15 protein-coding genes are annotated in these 18,397 nt (G+C 47.2%); 4 read left to right on the top strand and 11 right to left on the bottom strand.

All coding sequences use genetic code 11. The features are described 5' to 3' along the window. Positions 1–23: 23 nt before the first annotated feature. From KNP62_RS02055 to KNP62_RS02025, 7 genes are all read right to left on the bottom strand, one after another. Positions 24–440: an acyl-CoA thioesterase gene (locus tag KNP62_RS02055; RefSeq protein WP_074033186.1), complete on the bottom strand. Its 417-nt coding sequence runs from the start codon at positions 438–440 to the stop codon at positions 24–26. Between the two features lie 31 nt (positions 441–471). Further along, positions 472–2,730: an AAA family ATPase gene (locus KNP62_RS02050; protein ID WP_214782614.1), complete on the bottom strand. Its 2,259-nt coding sequence runs from the start codon at positions 2,728–2,730 to the stop codon at positions 472–474. 56 nt (positions 2,731–2,786) lie between these two features. Then, a complete protein-coding gene (locus KNP62_RS02045) occupies positions 2,787–3,464 on the bottom strand; it encodes a hypothetical protein (protein WP_214782611.1) in 678 nt (225 codons plus the stop codon). A 102-nt stretch (positions 3,465–3,566) separates the two neighbouring features. Beyond that, positions 3,567–5,132 (bottom strand): BCCT family transporter, encoded by a 1,566-nt coding sequence (locus tag KNP62_RS02040; RefSeq protein WP_214782608.1) that lies wholly within the window; start codon positions 5,130–5,132, stop codon positions 3,567–3,569. 124 nt (positions 5,133–5,256) lie between these two features. Next, on the bottom strand, positions 5,257–5,751 hold the full coding sequence (locus tag KNP62_RS02035; RefSeq protein WP_214782605.1) for a DUF3939 domain-containing protein: 495 nt from the start codon (positions 5,749–5,751) through the stop codon (positions 5,257–5,259). Between the two features lie 115 nt (positions 5,752–5,866). Then, positions 5,867–8,581, bottom strand: a complete 2,715-nt coding sequence (acnA, locus tag KNP62_RS02030) for an aconitate hydratase AcnA (RefSeq protein ID WP_074033191.1) — start codon at positions 8,579–8,581, stop codon at positions 5,867–5,869. A 195-nt stretch (positions 8,582–8,776) separates the two neighbouring features. Continuing rightward, entirely contained in the window at positions 8,777–10,375 is a 1,599-nt protein-coding gene (locus KNP62_RS02025) for a peptide chain release factor 3 (protein WP_214782603.1), read from the bottom strand. Between the two features lie 178 nt (positions 10,376–10,553). Here KNP62_RS02025 and KNP62_RS02020 point away from each other — a divergent pair, with 178 nt between their 5' ends. From KNP62_RS02020 to KNP62_RS02010, 3 genes are all read left to right on the top strand, one after another. Continuing rightward, on the top strand, positions 10,554–10,985 hold the full coding sequence (locus KNP62_RS02020; RefSeq protein WP_074033193.1) for a DUF2621 domain-containing protein: 432 nt from the start codon (positions 10,554–10,556) through the stop codon (positions 10,983–10,985). Positions 10,986–11,241: 256 nt separating this feature from the next. Continuing rightward, a complete protein-coding gene (locus KNP62_RS02015; RefSeq protein WP_214782600.1) occupies positions 11,242–11,571 on the top strand; it encodes a DUF485 domain-containing protein in 330 nt (109 codons plus the stop codon). Beyond that, positions 11,568–13,127 (top strand): solute symporter family protein, encoded by a 1,560-nt coding sequence (locus KNP62_RS02010; protein ID WP_214782598.1) that lies wholly within the window; start codon positions 11,568–11,570, stop codon positions 13,125–13,127. Before KNP62_RS02015 ends, KNP62_RS02010 begins: the two co-directional genes overlap by 4 nt. Before the next feature lie 33 nt (positions 13,128–13,160). Here KNP62_RS02010 and KNP62_RS02005 read toward each other — a convergent pair whose 3' ends face one another. Both KNP62_RS02005 and KNP62_RS02000 read right to left on the bottom strand, forming a co-directional pair. Further along, on the bottom strand, positions 13,161–13,613 hold the full coding sequence (locus KNP62_RS02005) for a CcdC family protein (protein ID WP_214784042.1): 453 nt from the start codon (positions 13,611–13,613) through the stop codon (positions 13,161–13,163). A gap of 19 nt (positions 13,614–13,632) precedes the next feature. Then, positions 13,633–14,331 (bottom strand): cytochrome c biogenesis CcdA family protein, encoded by a 699-nt coding sequence (locus KNP62_RS02000; RefSeq protein WP_012726450.1) that lies wholly within the window; start codon positions 14,329–14,331, stop codon positions 13,633–13,635. A 188-nt stretch (positions 14,332–14,519) separates the two neighbouring features. Here KNP62_RS02000 and KNP62_RS01995 point away from each other — a divergent pair, with 188 nt between their 5' ends. Beyond that, positions 14,520–14,702, top strand: coding sequence for an aspartyl-phosphate phosphatase Spo0E family protein (locus KNP62_RS01995; RefSeq protein WP_074033196.1), 183 nt, complete (start codon positions 14,520–14,522; stop codon positions 14,700–14,702). A gap of 77 nt (positions 14,703–14,779) precedes the next feature. Here KNP62_RS01995 and KNP62_RS01990 read toward each other — a convergent pair whose 3' ends face one another. Next, entirely contained in the window at positions 14,780–16,543 is a 1,764-nt protein-coding gene (locus KNP62_RS01990; RefSeq protein WP_214782594.1) for an ABC transporter ATP-binding protein, read from the bottom strand. Further along, positions 16,533–18,287 carry an ABC transporter transmembrane domain-containing protein gene (locus KNP62_RS01985; protein WP_214784039.1) on the bottom strand — a complete coding sequence of 585 codons (1,755 nt, stop codon included), beginning with the start codon at positions 18,285–18,287 and terminating at the stop codon, positions 16,533–16,535. The genes KNP62_RS01990 and KNP62_RS01985 overlap by 11 nt, the downstream gene beginning before the upstream one ends. Positions 18,288–18,397 lie beyond the last annotated feature (110 nt).

The following is an 18,397-nucleotide window of genomic DNA, read 5'->3' as shown; positions in this document are numbered from 1 at the left end:
GACGGTACGAAGACAGAAGATTCTTAGACAGGATTCATGACGTTCATGTACATGTCATGCCATTTCGGGAACTCTCGATCGAGACGAATCGGTTTGAAATCTCCTCGTTTGACGACAACATGAGTCGTCTTGGCTGTTCCCACGAGTTCACCATCTTGGTTCGTCAACTCATAGCCATAAATCGTTCTGATTTTTGAGTATTGGTCGACCCATACGCGCACATGAACCGTATCGCCAAACGTTACGCTTCGCTTGTAATCCATCGATACGTTCGTCACCGGCGAAACGAAACCCGCTTCTTCCATGTCTTTGTATTCGACACCGAGCTGACGTAACAGTTCGGTGCGAGCAATCTCTAGGTATACTAAATAGTTGGCATGATAGACGATTCCCATCATGTCCGTTTCTTGATATCTAACTGGGATTTGAATCGTATGCATTGAATCATCCTTCTTTCCTGCTACTAGTGTATTATAGTTTACTCTTAATATCTACTACTAATAATTGTTGGAGTGAGGTCTCATTCTCTTTCTCCGACATGAGTCGGTACGATTGACGAGCGATTGACTCATCGATCACAGACAAAGCAGTCCGTGCATTTGCATGTTTGATTTCACTCAATCGAATTGATAAAGCTTCAATCGCTTGTTCGTCCAGCTCGTATCCAAATTGGTTCGCATAGTTCACAGCAATCTCGACTAGTTGTTCTTGCGAATAATCTTCAAAGTGAATCGTGCGTTTCATGCGACTACTTAGTCCAGGGTTCGATTCAATCAACCGCCGCATCGGACCTTCATATCCCGCAAGGACGACGACAAGGTTCTCTCCGTGTTTCGGCATTTCATCCACGAGTGTATCGATTGCCTCTCGACCGTAGTCATTCGCCCCACCATTCAGGCTATATGCCTCGTCAATGAGTAATACACCACCGAGTGCATCACGAATTGCTGCTTTCGTTTTTTGTGCGGTCTGTCCTACATAGCCACTGACCAAATCCGCTCGACTGACAACGTTGACATGTCCACGCTTCAAATAGCCTGTACGCTTCAACATTTGAGCATACAGATATGCAAAAGTGGTCTTACCCGTTCCACTATTCCCCGTGAGTGTCATATGAAGTTGGATGGGTGCCGTCTTCAGACCGAGCGCTTTTCGTCTCTTTTGGATGTTCACGAGTGCTTCAATCTCTGCCAATTGTGCTTTAGCATCGTCCATACCGACAAGGTCGTCCAACGATGCCGGGCTCGCATCCTCCTCGGGTTGATCAAAGTCTTCTTCGGTCAAAAGCGCCATCTCGTCTAGAGGGGCATCTGCACCGAAACGAGATCCTTTTTTAAACATCGCATCGAGTAAGATGTTATGAACGGTTCGCGCATTCCCGAACGTCGAATCGACGCGTTCACGGTCAATCCGTGTCAGAAGTGACCGTTTTGCTTCCTCCGTCAACACGTAATTATTTTCCTGTGCCACTTTTTCACCGATAGCGACTAATTCCTCATCCCGATAGTTTGGCAACTCGTAGTGATTCGATTCTGGGAATCGTGAGCGTAAACCAGGGTTCGCAAGTAGGAAATGACGCATTTCTTCTGGATAACCCGCCAGGATGACGACAAACTTCCCGGCATATTCGCCGCTCGTCATCGCTGCGACGAGCGTGTCGATTGCAGCTTGCCCATAGTCACTTCCGCTTGCTTCCTGACGTTTTAGTGCATATGCCTCATCGATGAACAGGACGCCACCTTCTGCTTCTTTGACTTTATTCATCACTTGTTCTTCCGTCTGTCCGACATATGCGCCGACTAGACTTGAGCGGTCTGCCTCAACGAGATCAGGACGACTGAGCAGGCCAAGTTCAAAGTAAATCTCTGCCATGAGTCGAGCCAGCGTCGTTTTCCCGGTTCCTGGATTACCTGTAAACACGAGATGAAGGGAGGGTTGGTGCTTTGATGAAAACCCTGCTTTTTCTCGTTCTTTTTGGAAGAGTAGGAAGCGATACCATGCTTTTACACGGTCCTTAATGTCATCTAGACCGATCATTTCCTCAAGTGATTCGATGGCGCTCGAGCGTGTCTCTGTTTTACGTTCCGGCAACAACTCACAGATTGTATCGAGACGCTCTTTGACGAGCACAACGCGTTCACCGAAGCGGCGAAACGCTTCTCGACTGAAGTAGTTCCCTTGCATCGATGCGAGCAAAGATGCCGTATCGTCCTCTAACGATGCGACTTCCTGCATCGCCTCGATGATTGCCTCGAATATCTTCTCGAGTTGCCCTCGCCATTCGGAATCCCGTAAATCAGACTTCGCCGACTCCACTTCATCGTGAAGCCTGTCGAGTTGGTCGAGTAGCGCAGATGTTTTTGACTCGTATTCCGTCAAAATTTGTACTTTCATCGAGGCGTAATCCGCTTCGCGAAGTGTCGGCCAATCGATTTGGAGCGCTTGTTTTGAACGACGCAACTGCTCGTTCAATTGAAACAGACGTAATTCCGGAGGTAACGCATTCATCGACTCTAATTCTTTCACCCAGCGGTTCAATAACGGGTCCATCGACTCCTTCTGCTCGAGTCGATGTGTAGCGAGCAATGTCAATGAACGAATCAATTCCTCTTCATGCCCAGTCGCACGTGACCAATGCGCATAAGATAAGAGCGCCGCCTCATTGATCTTTTCTCCAGCTTCCCAGTTCGTCAAATCCGTTTGAACTTGTTCAACTTGAATTTGTTTCATTCTGTTCTCCCTTTCAGACGACAAGGGAGCTGACATGATGTCTGCTCCCCATCGGATTATCTTGATTCAAAAGACGTCATCCGAATCGAATGGAATAACTTTCCGTTATTCCGCGATTCTGCCGCAAGCAAAATCCGTTCGTTCGCATCGACATAATATGTGACTGACTCTTTGTTTTCTTCTTCACTGAAAATGGATGGATAATTTTGAACCCACTCTTCCGGAACCGTTTCAGCCGATTCAGACTTTACATAAGCTTGCGCTGTTCGACCGACTAAATCCGTCTCGCCCTCACTCGATCCGAGCGTGCCATCATCTAGCCATTTACGAATCTGTTCATTCGTGGCGCGAGATAGGAATGGATGCGGTGCGACCGCTCCAGAACTCGTCTCTTGTCGCAAGACCTCTTCTCCATCTGGATTAAACTCCAAATACGTTTCTCCGTCCCATTCTGCTTTGGCGCCCACGTTTGGCCCCATGACGACTTCTGAGACAAAATGTCCGTTTTCATCATACGTGACAAGATACTCTCGTTCTTCGAGTGTTTCACCTTCTTTCGGAAGTTTTCGCTCTTGATACCCAATCACGACATTTGAGTAGAACGGTTCAACTTTTTCTTCCTCTTCACCATTCAGATTCATGAGTACGTAAAAATTATAAGCGAGTAATGCTCCGACAATGAGGATGCCGGCCAAAATGACCCAGCTCAACCTTTTTTTTATCTGTTGTTTCATAGCCTATCCTCCTCGTTTCTTCACTTACTATCCTACACTAGCTAAGAGGACAAGCAAAATATTTTTAACCGAAAAAAGGGTCTCATACGAGACCCCTCTAAATTATCCTAATTGATCTTCATCTTTCTTCTGTGCTTCGAGCCACTTGTCTCGCTCATCCGGTTCATCGGCCAAGTCTTTGAACAAAGCGATGATCATAAAGACGAGAACGAAGATGAATGGGAAGGCTGCGAGAATCGCAACAGCTTGCAGGGCATCCAACCCACCAGCGTAAAGAAGCACGGCAGCGATAGATGATTGGATCACACCCCATGTCATTTTAATACCCATCGGCGGGACAAGCTTCCCGTTTGAAGTAAGCATACCGAGTACATATGTCGCTGAGTCAGCAGACGTGATAAAGAATGTCGAGATTAGGAAGATTGCGACAATACTGAGTACTGACCCAAAACCACCAAACGTCTCGAATAACGCGAACAGTCCGACTTCTGTACCGATTTCGTTCACTTGTCCAATCAAGTCGTATCCACCGAACAAGTCAGCCCAGATAGCTGAGCCACCGAAGACGGAGAACCATAAGAGTCCGAACGATGTTGGGACGAGTAAGATCCCGATAATAAATTCACGAATCGTACGGCCTTTCGATACGCGTGCGATGAACGTTCCGACGAATGGTGACCACGAGATCCACCATGCCCAATAGAAAATCGTCCAGCCATTGATCCACTCACGTTCAACCGGCTCGAATGCGGCCGTACGGAAACTCATACCAGGAAGTTGTTGCAAGTATGTTCCGACGGTTTGTGTGAATAAGTCGAAAATGAACGCTGTCGGTCCGGCGAACATCGTCGCGACGAGTAAAACGATTGCCAAGAAAATGTTCGTATTACTCAAGATACGAATCCCTTTATCAAGACCCGTTGAAGCGCTGATCATGTAAAGTACCGTTACGACAGCAATGATGATCAACTGTGTCACGAAGGCGTTCGGTACCCCAGGGATGAGATAATGAAGGCCACCGGCAATCTGTTGAGCACCAAAACCGAGTGAAGTCGCTACCCCGAATGCCGTCGCAATGACCGCAAGAATATCGACCGTTTGTTTCACAGGTTGTTCGTATCGGTTATGGACGAGCGAACCGATTGTCTCCCCAATCGTCGCAGGGCGCCCTTTTCTAAACGTTGAATATGCGATTGCGAGTGCGATCATCGCATAAATTGCCCAAGGGTGGAAGCCCCAGTGGAAGAAGGCATAACGCATCGCAGTACGAGCGTCACCTTCAGGCGTCAAAGAAGAGAACGGTGGTGAATGGAAATGAAGAAGTGGCTCTGCTGCTCCCCAGAAGATGAGTCCAATCCCCATTCCGGCACTGAATAGCATGGCGAACCATGACAAGTAACTGAATTCAGGTCGGTCCGTATCTTTCCCGAGACGAATCGATCCATAGCGGGAAAAGATTAAAAAGATAGCGACGAGTAAAAATCCGGTCGCACTTAACAGGTAGAACCAACCCATTCCGTTTGAAAGCCACCCTTGTAACGTGCTCGTTACATTCAATAGGCTAGCATTTCCTAAAATGCTTTCGGGAAATAATCCCCAGATTGTGAATAAGCCAGTTATGATTGCAGAAATGACGAACACAGGCGTCACACGGCTTTTCCGTTCCATAAAATCACTCCTATTTAATTTTCTATTTTCATATACGTTTTCCACCCTAACATACTTTTTAAACAAGTCTCAACCCCAACTGTCTCTAAATGTGTCATTTACTGAAAAATAGATAGGTGTCTTGTCAAGAAGACGTTTTCCTCGGTTCGAGCGAGACAATCAACGTCTCATCCACCACATAATAAGGTCTTTTTGGAAGTGTTTTTAAGTAACCTTCCTCTCGAAGTCTTGTCAAATCTAGTTGCAGTGCATTTTCAAATTTCCGCAATGGCAATTTTTTCTCTTGATCCATATATAAGTCTAGGGCACGCTGTACTTGGTCCATCTCATAGATGACATCACGCTCTTCTTCCGGAACGATATGAAACGTCTCTTTCGACATATAGAAACGCTGCTTCGGGATTCCGGACAAGTGATGCTTCAATCGTTTGGTGTCAATCTCCTGTGTGTCATCTAGTAGGACGGTTCGATTTACGCCCTTTGGCAACGTCTGTTCATACTCGTGAATCGCATGACGTAATTCAGGTAACGAGATGTCGATTTCTCGATCAGGCTCCACCTCTTTTTGCTGTGTCAAACGCTTCCACCAACTCATACTCTTCTTTTCTTCCCGCTCCATAAGCACACCCCTCCCTGTCTTCCTGTTCCCGATTCTTTTAAAACTTTCACCATAAATTCGCATATTCATGAAAAAAACCTTCCTTTTTTCAAAGGAAGGTTTAATAAGCCGAAGCTTATTTAAGTTTGTTACGGAGAACCATTTGCAAGATTCCACCGTGACGGTAGTAATCAATTTCAACTTCAGAGTCGAAACGTGCGATGACTTTGAATTCTGTCACCGTTCCGTTTTCATGTGTCGCTTTTGCGTTCAAGATATCGCGTGGACGTACAGACTCATCGACTTGGATATCGATTGCTTCCTCACCAGTCAATCCGAGTGACTCTGCTGATTCACCCTCTAAGAATTGAAGTGGAAGTACACCCATCATAACAAGGTTTGAACGGTGAATCCGCTCGAAACTTTGTGCGATGACCGCACGAATGCCAAGGAGGTTTGTCCCTTTCGCAGCCCAGTCACGAGACGACCCCATTCCGTAGTCGTTGCCAGCAAGGACGACAAGTCCAGTACCTTGTTCTTTATACTTCATCGCAGCATCGTACATCGGCATGATCTCACCTGTTGGCCAGTAAGTCGTGAATCCACCTTCTGTACCTGGTGCGACTTGGTTGCGGATGCGAATGTTGGCGAACGTACCACGCATCATGACTTCATGGTTACCACGGCGTGAACCGTAAGAGTTGAAGTCAATTGGCTCTACCCCTTTAGAAAGGAGGTATTGACCAGCTGGTGTCGTCTTCGAGAATGATCCCGCTGGCGAGATGTGGTCAGTCGTGACCGAATCCGCGAACTTCCCGATGACGCGTAAGCCATTCAATGCATGAACTTCGCCCGCTTCTGGTTCGAGTTGTTCGAAGAATGGTGGGTTTTGGATGTATGTCGACTCATCTGAGAAGTCATACAAGTTACCTTCTGGAACGTCTAGCGCGTTCCAACGCTCGTTACCAGTGAAGACCGTTTCGTATTCTTTACGGAACGCTTCTGGTGACACGACGTCTTGTACGACCATCTTGATTTCATCGTTTGATGGCCAGATGTCTTTGAAGTACACTTCATTTCCATCTTTATCCGTACCGAACGAATCGTTCATGATGTCGAAGTTGACTGATCCTGCAAGTGCGTAAGCGACGACGAGTGGTGGTGACGCCAAGAAGTTCGCTTTCACGAGCGGGTGAACACGTCCTTCAAAGTTACGGTTCCCAGAAAGGACAGAAGATACGAGCAAGTCGTTCTCCGTGATTGTTTCTTCGACTTCACGGTCAAGTGGACCCGAGTTTCCGATACATGTCGTACAACCGTAACCGACTGTGTTGAAGCCGAGTTCATCCAAGTAAGAAGTCAAGCCAGCTTTGTCAAGATAGTCCGTTACGACTTTCGAACCTGGTGCGAGTGATGTCTTCACGTATTTCGGAACAGTCAAGCCGCGTTCTACCGCTTTCTTCGCAACGAGTCCGGCACCGACCATAACGTAAGGGTTCGACGTGTTCGTACAGCTTGTGATGGCAGCAATCGCGACATCTCCTGTGCTCATGTCGACGGCACCGTCTTCATAGTTGACAGTCGCCTTCTTCTCGAGTTCAGAACGGTCAAGTCCAAAGCCGCTATTCCCTGCTGGAGCGCTCAAGCTATCGATGAACGATGTTTGAACGTCTGAGAGATTGATTCGGTCTTGTGGACGTTTTGGACCTGCTAGTGAAGGTTCAACTTTTGACAAGTCGAGCGTCAATACTTTCGTGAACGTTGGATCAGCTTGGTCTGGCGTGTAGAAGAGATCGTTCGCTTTTGAGTATTCTTCAACGAGTGAGATCAATTCTTCAGAGCGACCAGTGGTACGCATGTAGTTCAATGTTTCCGTATCGACTGGGAAGAATCCACATGTCGCGCCATATTCTGGAGCCATGTTTGCGATTGTTGCACGGTCAGAAAGTGGCATCGTGTGAAGCGACGGTCCGAAGAATTCAACGAATTTCCCGACTACCTTTTCATGACGGAGCATCTCTGTCACGACGAGTGCTACGTCTGTCGCTGTTACACCAGGGTTCACTTCACCGATGATTTTTACACCGACGACTTCTGGCACTGGGAAGTACGATGGTTGACCGAGCATACTTGCTTCCGCTTCGATTCCTCCAACGCCCCATCCAAGAACACCGAGTCCGTTGATCATCGTTGTGTGCGAATCCGTTCCGACGAGTGAATCTGGATAAGCCACAGTACCTGATGCATCGTTTTTCTCGAGGACGACAGATGCCAAGTACTCTAAGTTTACTTGGTGAACAATCCCCGTTGCAGGTGGTACGGCACGATAGTTGTCAAACGCCGTCTGAGCCCAACGTAAGAACTTATAACGCTCTTCGTTACGTTCGAATTCAATGTCCATGTTTTTCATCAATGCGCCAGCGAAACCGTACGCATCTACTTGAACAGAGTGGTCAACGACGAGGTCGACAGGGATTTCTGGGTTGATTTTGTTCGGGTCTCCACCGAGGTCCGCCATCGCTTTACGAAGTGAAGCAAGGTCTACGACCGTCGGTACACCCGTGAAGTCTTGAAGTACAACGCGTGCCGGCTTGAACGGTACGTCAATGTCTTTCGAGACGTCGGCAGTACCCCATTTTGCCAAGTTCTCGACATGTTCTTTTGTAATCGCGCGACCGTCTTGTTGACGGAGTACCGATTCGAGAAGTACGCGAATCGAATAAGGTAAACGGCTGATGTTCGTTAACCCTTCTTCTTCTAACTTTTTCAATCGATAAAAATCATACGATTGCCCGTTCGCCTCGAACGATGTCCGAGATGCGAACGCGTCTAAAACATTCGTCTGTTCCATTGCAATTTCCCCCTTTTTGAAAGCGCCGACCACACGACAATGCGTAATCGCTTACTTTTCACATATTTATCATAATACAAGTATAGCGTGACGTAAAATACATTCCGTCACAAATTAGTCATAAGTAAAACTTATCAATTCGTTCAAAAGGGGATAAACGACAAAAAAACACCTCAAAACTGAGGTGTTTACAAATTATTCTTCTGTTCCAATCTCTTCGTTGACATCTAAAGCCTCGACGAGAGTCAAATCGTCCGCATGACGTTCAGCGAACCGCTCATACGTAAACTCGTTCGCAAACAGGAAGACCGGACGTTCCCAGCGGTCAGTGACGAGCATGTTCCGTGAGTCTTGGAAAGGTTTTAATGCTTTCAATTCTTTATCTTTTACCCAACGTGCAACGCTGTATGATACAGGTTCCATCCGGATGTCTACGCCATACTCATTGTTCAAACGATATTCAAACACTTCGAACTGGAGTTGGCCGACCGCACCGAGATAAATCTCATTGTATTCATTGCGATAAACTTGGATTGCCCCTTCTTGCGCGAGTTGCTCTACACCTTTGTGGAAGTGTTTCGACTTGAGCGAGTTGACTGGTGATACTCGCATAAACAACTCAGGTGGGAAAGTCGGCAATGCTTCAAAGGCGATCTTTTGCTTCGATGTCGTGATTGTATCCCCGATTTGATACGTACCTGAATCATAGATCCCGATGACATCTCCTGCGAACGCTTGGTCAACCGTCTCACGATCGTTGGCCATGAGCTGCGTAGACTGGCTCAATTTGATTTTCTTGCCTGTTCGTGTGAGTGTGACGTCCATTCCACGCTCGAACACACCTGAACAGATTCGAACGAATGCGATGCGGTCACGGTGCGCCGGGTTCATGTTCGCTTGAATCTTAAAGACGAACCCACTGAAATCTTCTGATGTCGGATTGATTGGACCGACGTTCGATTTACGCGCCTCTGGAGCTGGAGACATCTCCAAATAATGATTCAAGAACGCAGTCACACCGAAGTCAACGAGCGCCGTTCCGAAGAATACGGGCGTCAATTTACCGCTTTGGATCGCGTCTACATCAATCTCATTCCCTGCTCCGTCGAGTAGATCGATTTCATCGCGAAGATTCGTCAAGTTCTCTTCAGAAAGATGGTCACCGAGCACCGGGTCGTTTACTCCGTCCTCACTTAGTTGAAGGGTCGACTTGTCTCCGCGGAATAAATGAACTTCATTTTTCATCCGGTCATAAACACCTTCGAACTGCATCCCGCTGCCGATCGGCCATGTGATAGCAACTGAAGGCATGCCGAGCACTTCCTCAAGTTCTTCCATCAATTCAAGCGGGTCTTTGGCCTGACGGTCCAATTTGTTCATGAACGTAAAGATTGGAATACCGCGCATACGACAAACTTGGAATAGTTTCTTCGTCTGCGTCTCGATCCCTTTCGCGGCATCGATGACCATGACCGCACTGTCGACAGATGTCAATACGCGATACGTATCCTCACCGAAATCGTTGTGCCCAGGTGTATCCATGATCGACACGACTTTGTCTTGATAGATGAATTGCATGACAGACGATGTAACCGAGATTCCACGTTGTTTCTCAATTTCCATCCAGTCTGATTTGGCGTGTTTTGAATTTTTACGCGCTTTGACGGTACCCGCTTCACGAATTGCACCACCGTGCAAAAGTAACTTCTCTGTTAATGTCGTCTTACCCGCATCCGGGTGAGAGATGATGCCGAATATTCGACGTCTCTCGACTTCTTGTTTCAATTGGCTCATATACGATAGACCTTTCCTTTCTCGACTCACTTCATGCTTATTCTCGTAGCAACGCTATCTATTCTAACGAAATCGATTGAGTTCGTCTATCCTAACGAGACGTACGCCTTTTGCAAATGGATTCTTTTTTGTATACTAACGATGACAGTAAGTGAATGTATAGAACGGGGGAAAGACGATGCCAGAAAACTTGATGATGTATTTCATTGTATTCTGGGGATTCGTCATGATTGGACTCATGACGATTGGCGGGTACTTCATGTTTCGTAAGTTTTTAAAACGAATGCCGAAAGAAGACGGGCGTTCCCTTTTAGACATTGAGGATGATTATATAGAGAGAACACGTCACTTATGGACGCCGGAAACGCGGACTCTGTTAGATCGACTCGTTTCACCGGTTCCAGAACTATTTCGAGACGTCGCCATCCGAAAAATCGCAGGCAAAATCGGTCAGTTTGCCCTCGAATCTCGTGCTAAGAAGATGACGACCGAACTCGTTGTAAAAGGATATATCGCTGCAACGCCGAAGCGAGACCACAAATTCCTTAAAAAAGCGCTAGCCGAAGAACAAATCGACTGGACACCTTACGAACACTATTTTCAGCAGTAGACTCTTTCCATCCAGGTTAGAGTTTTTTTATTTTGTCGAATTGTGCATTTTGCCTATTGGGTCGAAAGTACCTTTTCTTCCAATTTTAATTATATAGACATAATGTTCAATATTTAGACAATATTGAAAACGCTTACAATAAATTGGTATGACCAATATTACAATAGTATTAGTGAATTCGACATGAAAAAAAGGCATGACTCCTCTCATTTTCACACCGCATAATGGATTTATCTTACAGCTTAGGAGGGATTTTATGCATGACGTGACGCAAGTTACTCAAACGACCAGTAGTCATTCCGCTCAGTCGATTACAGAACACGAGACGTTCCATCAATTGATGCGTGAAAAAAATCGTTTTATCGTTCCCGCTATCATCTTCTCACTTATTTTCTATTTCACGCTCCCTGTTTTGACAAGTTACACAACGATCTTGAATACAAAAATTGTTGGTGACATCACTTGGGCTTGGGCGTTCGCCTTCTCCCAGTTTATGATGACGTGGACACTGTGCGTGCTCTATAGTCGCCGTGCCCGGCGCTTTGATGCACTCGTGAGACAATTGAAGGAAGAGGTGAAATCATGAACTGGACAGCAATTGCCCTCTTTACCGCCATTGTCGGTCTCACCCTTGTCATTACATATTTCGCCGCTAGAAAAACGAAAACCGCCAGTGATTTCTACACGGCGGATGGTGGGTTGACTGGTTTCCAAAACGGTCTCGCAATTGCAGGGGACTATATGTCTGCGGCTTCCTTCTTAGGGATTGCAGGCATGATCGCACTCGCTGGATTTGATGGCTTTTTCTATTCCATCGGCTTCCTCGTTGCCTATCTCGTTGTCCTCTATCTCGTCGCGGAACCGCTCCGTAATCTTGGGAAGTATACGATGGCCGACATGATTGCCGCCCGTTTCAATAAGCCACGCGTGCGCGGTGTCGCGGCGATGAATGCCATCGTCATCTCTATTTTTTATATGATTGCCCAGCTCGTCGGGGCCGGTGCACTGATTGAACTATTGCTCGGTATCCCGTATACGACAAGTGTCGTTGTCGTCGGGATATTGATGACGGTCTACGTCGTATTCGGAGGCATGACGGCGACTTCATGGGTACAGATCACAAAAGCCGTCCTATTGATGATTGGGACAGCCATCATCTCATTTCTCGTCTTTGCACGATTCGATTTCTCAATCATGACGATGTTCAATGAAGTGAGCAAAGCCACACCGCTCGGTAGTGACTTCTTGAACCCAGGCAACAAATTCAAGCTCCCGCTCGATACGATTTCGTTAAATATGGCACTCGTACTCGGTACAGCTGGTCTTCCACACATCTTGATTCGCTTCTTTACCGTCAAAGATGCACCGACGGCAAGACAGTCGGTCGTATATGCGACGTGGATCATTGGAGCGTTCTACATTTTGACAATCTTCTTAGGTTTCGGGGCAGCAGCTTTTGTAGGACGAGACGCCATTCTCGCCGCGAACCCTGCAGGTAACATGGCGGCTCCTCTCCTTGCGCAAGTACTCGGTGGTGACCTCTTGTTCGCCTTCGTGGCAGCCATCGCATTCGCGACCATTCTAGCGGTCGTCGCCGGGCTCGTCTTGTCAGCCGCATCTGCTTTCGCTCATGACTTCTATGGTCACATTATCCGGAAAGGGGAAGCGACAGAGAAGGAACAAGTAAAAGCCGCCCGGATCGCTTCTGTGGCCGTCGCTCTCGTCTCGATGGGACTTGCGTTCTTCGCTCAATCGATGAACGTAGCGTTTCTCGTGTCACTCGCTTTTGCTGTTGCAGCAAGTGCGAACTTACCAGTCATTCTCTTCACGATTTTCTGGAGACGCTTTAACACAGGTGGTGCAATCTGGGGAATGGTCGTCGGTTTGTTCTCTTCTTTAATTTTGGTCGCAATCAGTCCGAACCTTTGGGCACCGGACGGGTCAGCCATTTTTATTGGAGAAGCACTTTTCCCACTCTCGAACCCAGGAATCGTCTCAATCCCACTTGGCTTCCTTGCAGCCATCATCGGTACGCTCGTCACGAAGTCCGACGAAGCCGCCGGAAACTACGAACGGATTCTCGTCAAAGCAAACACGGGAATCGATTCGGAGACGGAAGTGGCTGTCACAAAAGAATCGTAATTAAAAATGGAGCGGCCATGAGCCACTCCATTTTTACGTGATTGCAATTCGTTTATACTTTTGATACATCGCGATTCGCCATGGGACGATCATCCCCCAGGCAATCAAGTAGAACAATCCACCTGTTGAGAAGATATCGACTTCATGACCGACCCAAACTTTCATTGCCGTACGAATCGCAAGTAGCGCGAACACGACGATAAAAAATGCTTTTGAGCGTGACAAGTATACTTCTCCGTCCCGTTTTTCGAAGTTTGACGTTTTGATGAGGAACAGACTAAAGATTAGCCCGACCGCTAACGCCTCAAGTACTTCGACCCACGATAAACGAAATGCGGGAATCAAGAACTGAATCATTCCGGTCGTCATCGCAAGTGGTGGAATTAAGATTTTTTTTGCATTCGTCGGTTTCGCTGATGCTTTCACACGCACGAAACTCGCCACGATACCCATCAATAACGCAACGAGAGTCGACGCCCATAACATTGACATCTCGGTCAACCCCTTAAAATCCGGTGAATCCGACAAGTTCGCTCATCCAAGCAGCGAAGCGGTTCATCCCGTCAAAATATAATAATACGCCGAATGCCATCATCAAATAGCCGCCGACTTTTGCAACTTTTGCACTGTTACGTGCTAAGTACTTGATCTTGCCTACAAACGCGACCATCACTAAGAATGGAATCGCAAAACCGATGACATACGCCAACATATAACCGAGACCTTGGCTCGGATTGGTTGCCGCAAGTGCAATCACACCTGCTAAAATCGGACCCGTACACGGCGTCCATCCCGCAGCAAAACCAATTCCGATTAATACGGTTCCAAAATAGCCGCTCTTTCGCTCGCCAATGTCCATCTTCTTTTCGCGCATCATAAATTGCGGTTGCCATAGACCGGCCAAAAAGACGCCGAACACGAAAATTAAAATGGCGCCGAACATCCGCAAACTATCTTTATACTGGATGAAGACGTCTGCAATTAACGAAGTCGATAATCCAAGCACGAGAAAGACAATCGAAAAGCCGAACAAGAACGAAAACGTGTGGAACCAAGCTGTACGCTGTTTCAATCCTTCATTTTTTAATTCAGATACGGAAACCCCTGTAATATACGAGAGAAACACTGGATATAACGGGAGCGTACATGGTGACAAAAACGATAAGACGCCCGCCCCAAACGCGAGCCATAATGTGACTTCCATGACGATTTCCACCTTTCACGACCATTATAGCGAAAACCTATTTAAATTGCTCGAATCTTTTCTTTCAGAGCGAAACATCATTTTGTAATTTTTGAAATGGAAATGAAACTTGTCATCTGTAAACGTAGGTGCTAAGATTTGGATATTCTAGTTCGCAAAATTCTAATTTACATGATGGGGGAACGAACGTGGCAGTCACCGCAGCAGATACACTACACCAGGCCATTGAACAGAAACGTGATGAACTGTATAAAATCGCGTCAAAGCACACTTGGACCTCACCAGAAGTCATTCTGGTCAGTCAAGAACTTGACTCTCTCATTACTCGTCATGTCCTATCAAAGCATAAAAAAGATCAGCATTCAAATTGACCTTGATGGCTCGTCACTCTCCGTGGCGAGCTTTTTTTCCATGGAAAAAGGACACCCGTATAGGTATCCCTTCCAATTCAAGACATCAGACGTTGTCCAGACTGTAATTCATACATTTTTTTGTACAGACCGTTTTGCTTCAATAACTGTTGATGATTCCCACGCTCCACGATTTCTCCACGATGCAGTACCAAAATCAAGTCTGCATCTTGAATCGTTGAAAGACGGTGAGCGATGGCGATCGTTGTACGACCACGTCGCATACGGTCGAGTGCCGTCTGTACGCGTTCTTCCGTCTCGGTATCGATTGAACTCGTCGCCTCATCGAGAATGAGTACTTTTGGATTACGGGCGACCGTTCGCGCAAATGCGAGCAATTGTCGCTCACCGCTCGAAAATGTCGCTCCACGCTCTCCGACAACATGACCGTACCCGGCATCTAATTTCTCGATGAACGTGTGTGCCTGGACAAACTCAGCGGCTTCACGGGCACGTTCTGAATCGATATTTGGATTGAATAACTTTAAATTTTCTTCAATCGTCCCAGTGAATAGAAACGGATCTTGTAGCACCAGTCCGACTTGTTGACGAAGCTCTTGCTCTTCAAATTGTTCGAGTGGCTGTCCGTCAATGGTGATGTGACCCGAGCCATATGGATAAAAGCGGGTCAACAAGTTGATAATCGAACTCTTCCCGCTACCCGTATGACCTACGAGCGCAACTGTCTCACCAGGTTTTGCAACGAATGAGATTCGCTTCAACACGTCGACATCCCCGTCGTAGCTGAACGTCACATCCTCGAACCGTACTTCACCTTCTGTAATCCGAGCCTCGCCCGGCAATTGTTTTCCTGGTGCCGGCTCATCTGTATCCAAGATTTTAAAGACACGGTCTGCCGACACGACAGCTTGTTGAAATTCACTCAATCGCTGCATAATATCGAGAACTGGTCGGAAGATCCGTTCGATATAGCTGATGAATGCGTAGACGACCCCGACCTGTACTTGCTCACTCATCGAGAGCACACCGTAATATCCGAGTAGACCAATGATTGAGAAAGCAAGAAGGAGCTCGATGATTGGACGTAGCAACATACTGTCGAGCTTTAAGTTCCGATATCGTGCCTCCTGGTGCGCCTCATTCGTCTCTTCGAATTGACGGATGAGCCGCTCTTCTTGACGAAATTGTTGAATAATCCCCATGCCGTTGATTGACTCGTTCAACTGGGCATTGAGTTGTGACAAAAGGTCCCTCACTTGTGCGAAATATTTCGTTGAAAAACGACGATATGCCCAAATGATGAGCCAGAAGAGCGGCAACAAGACGAGCCCCATCGTCGCTAGTGGCGGTTCTAATATGTATAGGAAAATATACGTCCCAATCAATTGAACAGCCGACTGGACGAACGTACTCATCACACCGACGTACAGTTCTTTGACCGCCTCGGTATCATTCGTAATCCTTGATACGAGGACGCCCGCTGGTGTTCGGTCAAAATAGGCGAGCCGCATCCCCATGACGTGGCGGAAAATATCCATTCGTATGTTTTGGACAATCTTCAACGCAATCTTTTGAAACGAAATCGACTGCAGATAATCAAACACGATTGCGGATACATGAAGAACCATATAGACCGCGAAGAGTGCGATGACCCAGTTCGTCGGGTAGACACCTGGCGTGACGAACTCATCGATGAACACTTTGATTAAAAACGGACCGGCCAACTTGGCGCCTGTCGCAATCAATAGGAAGACGAAGGCGATACTGAGCGACTTCCCGTAACGTGTTGCATAGCTGAGCAGCCGTTTGATGACTTGCCATTCTTGAACATCATGCTTCATCGTGTCCACCCCCTTCTACAATCGCCTCAAGTTGTTGACGATCATACGTCTCTCGGTACCAGCCGGCTTCTTGAAGTAATTGGTCATGACGCCCACGTTGGACGATTTTGCCGTCTTCAATCACGAGAATCTCGTCTGCATGTTCGACAGCAGATAGTCGATGCGCCACGATCACCCGTGCTTGTTCAGGATTTCCGACACGGAAGTGTTCGATGATCGACTCCTCTGTCTTCGCATCCACGGCAGATAGCGCGTCATCCAAAATCAAGACGTCTGCTTCAGTCATGAGCGCACGCGCGATGGAAATCCGTTGTTTCTGCCCACCTGACAACGTCACACCGCGTTCCCCGACAAGCGTCGCGTATCCTTCCGGTAGCCGGATGATATCCTCATGCACCTCAGCGACTTTAGCCGCCTCGATAATCTCTTCCATGCTCGCATCGGGTCTTCCGAAAGCGATATTGTTCGCAATCGAATCGGAGAACAAGAAATGATCTTGTGGTACGACGGCAATTTTGTCCATCAATAACGATTTTTTCACTTGGCGAATATTGATGCCTCCGATTTTAATCTTTCCGTCTTTTACATCGTACTCACGGGTCAACAGACGGACAATCGTCGTCTTACCCGCACCTGTCCTCCCGACAATGCCGATCGTCTTTCCGCGCTCAATCCGAAAATGGACATCACGGAGTACAACGGTCTCGTCATAGGCGAAATGTTGCACATCGACTTCCACTTCTGAATGTGCAAGTGTCGTCGCTGCCATTCGGTCATCTTGAATCTCCGGTTTGACGGCGAGCATTCTTTCGATTCGATCATACGATGCCCGTCCACGCTCGACAATGTTGAATAGCCAACCGAACGCCAGCATCGGCCACGTCAACAGCGCCAAATAGGCTGTGAAGCTGACAATTTGTCCAATCGTCAATTCACCTTGTTCAATCAAGACGGCGCCATACCCGACCGAGAGGATGTAGGACAAGCCAACAATCCCAAAGATAGTCGGATCATATAACGCATCAATTTTGGCGACTCGTACGTTTTTTGCCATGACCTCACTCGATAAGTTCTCAAACGAGTCGACATCTCGGTTGACTTCCCCGGTCGACTTTAAGACACGAACTCCACTGACACTTTCTTGTACTTTGTCATTCAATTCTGAAAATGCCGCTTGGGCGACGCCAAATCGGCTATGTAACATCTTCCCATACCGAGTCGTCAGAGCGACCATGATTGGGAGCGGAAGCAAGGCAACGAGCGTCAGCTTCCAACTGATTGTTGTAATCATCGTAATGATGACGAACGTCCCCAGCGTCACGCTATCGACTAGTGTCAATATGCCCGCCCCTGCCGTCATCGATACGGCTTGTACATCATTCGTCGCGTGGGCCATCAGGTCGCCGACACGTGACTTCTTGTAAAATCGTTGATCGAGATCGGTAAAGTGCCGATACAGTTGGCTACGTAACATTCTTCCTAGTCGAATCGATGCACCAAAAATGAAATAGCGCCAAAAGAAGCGGGCAACATAATTTCCGATTCCAACTGCTGCGAGACCCCCTAGTAACATCCAAAGCGTATTTGACGAAAGTGAATCACGATTGATTTCGTCGACGATTCGGCCGATGATTCGCGGTGGAATCAATTCTAGCCCTGCCACAAATATGAGTAAGACGATGCCGAGTGCATACGTCCTCCACTCGAGACGTAAAAACCAAGATAATTGTTTAAATACACGAATATGAAACGCCCCCTTTGTCTTTATATGAAGATTATTCATTAATCGTAGCGAAAGTTTGTTCGATTGTCTAACAAAAAGAGGAAATAAAAAAGCACTTCGGTATCCGAAGT

This window comes from Exiguobacterium sp. s183 (genome assembly GCF_018617655.1).
Classification (GTDB): Bacteria; Bacillota; Bacilli; order Exiguobacteriales; family Exiguobacteriaceae; genus Exiguobacterium; species Exiguobacterium aestuarii_A.
This window is presented reverse-complemented; position numbering and strand designations above follow the sequence as displayed.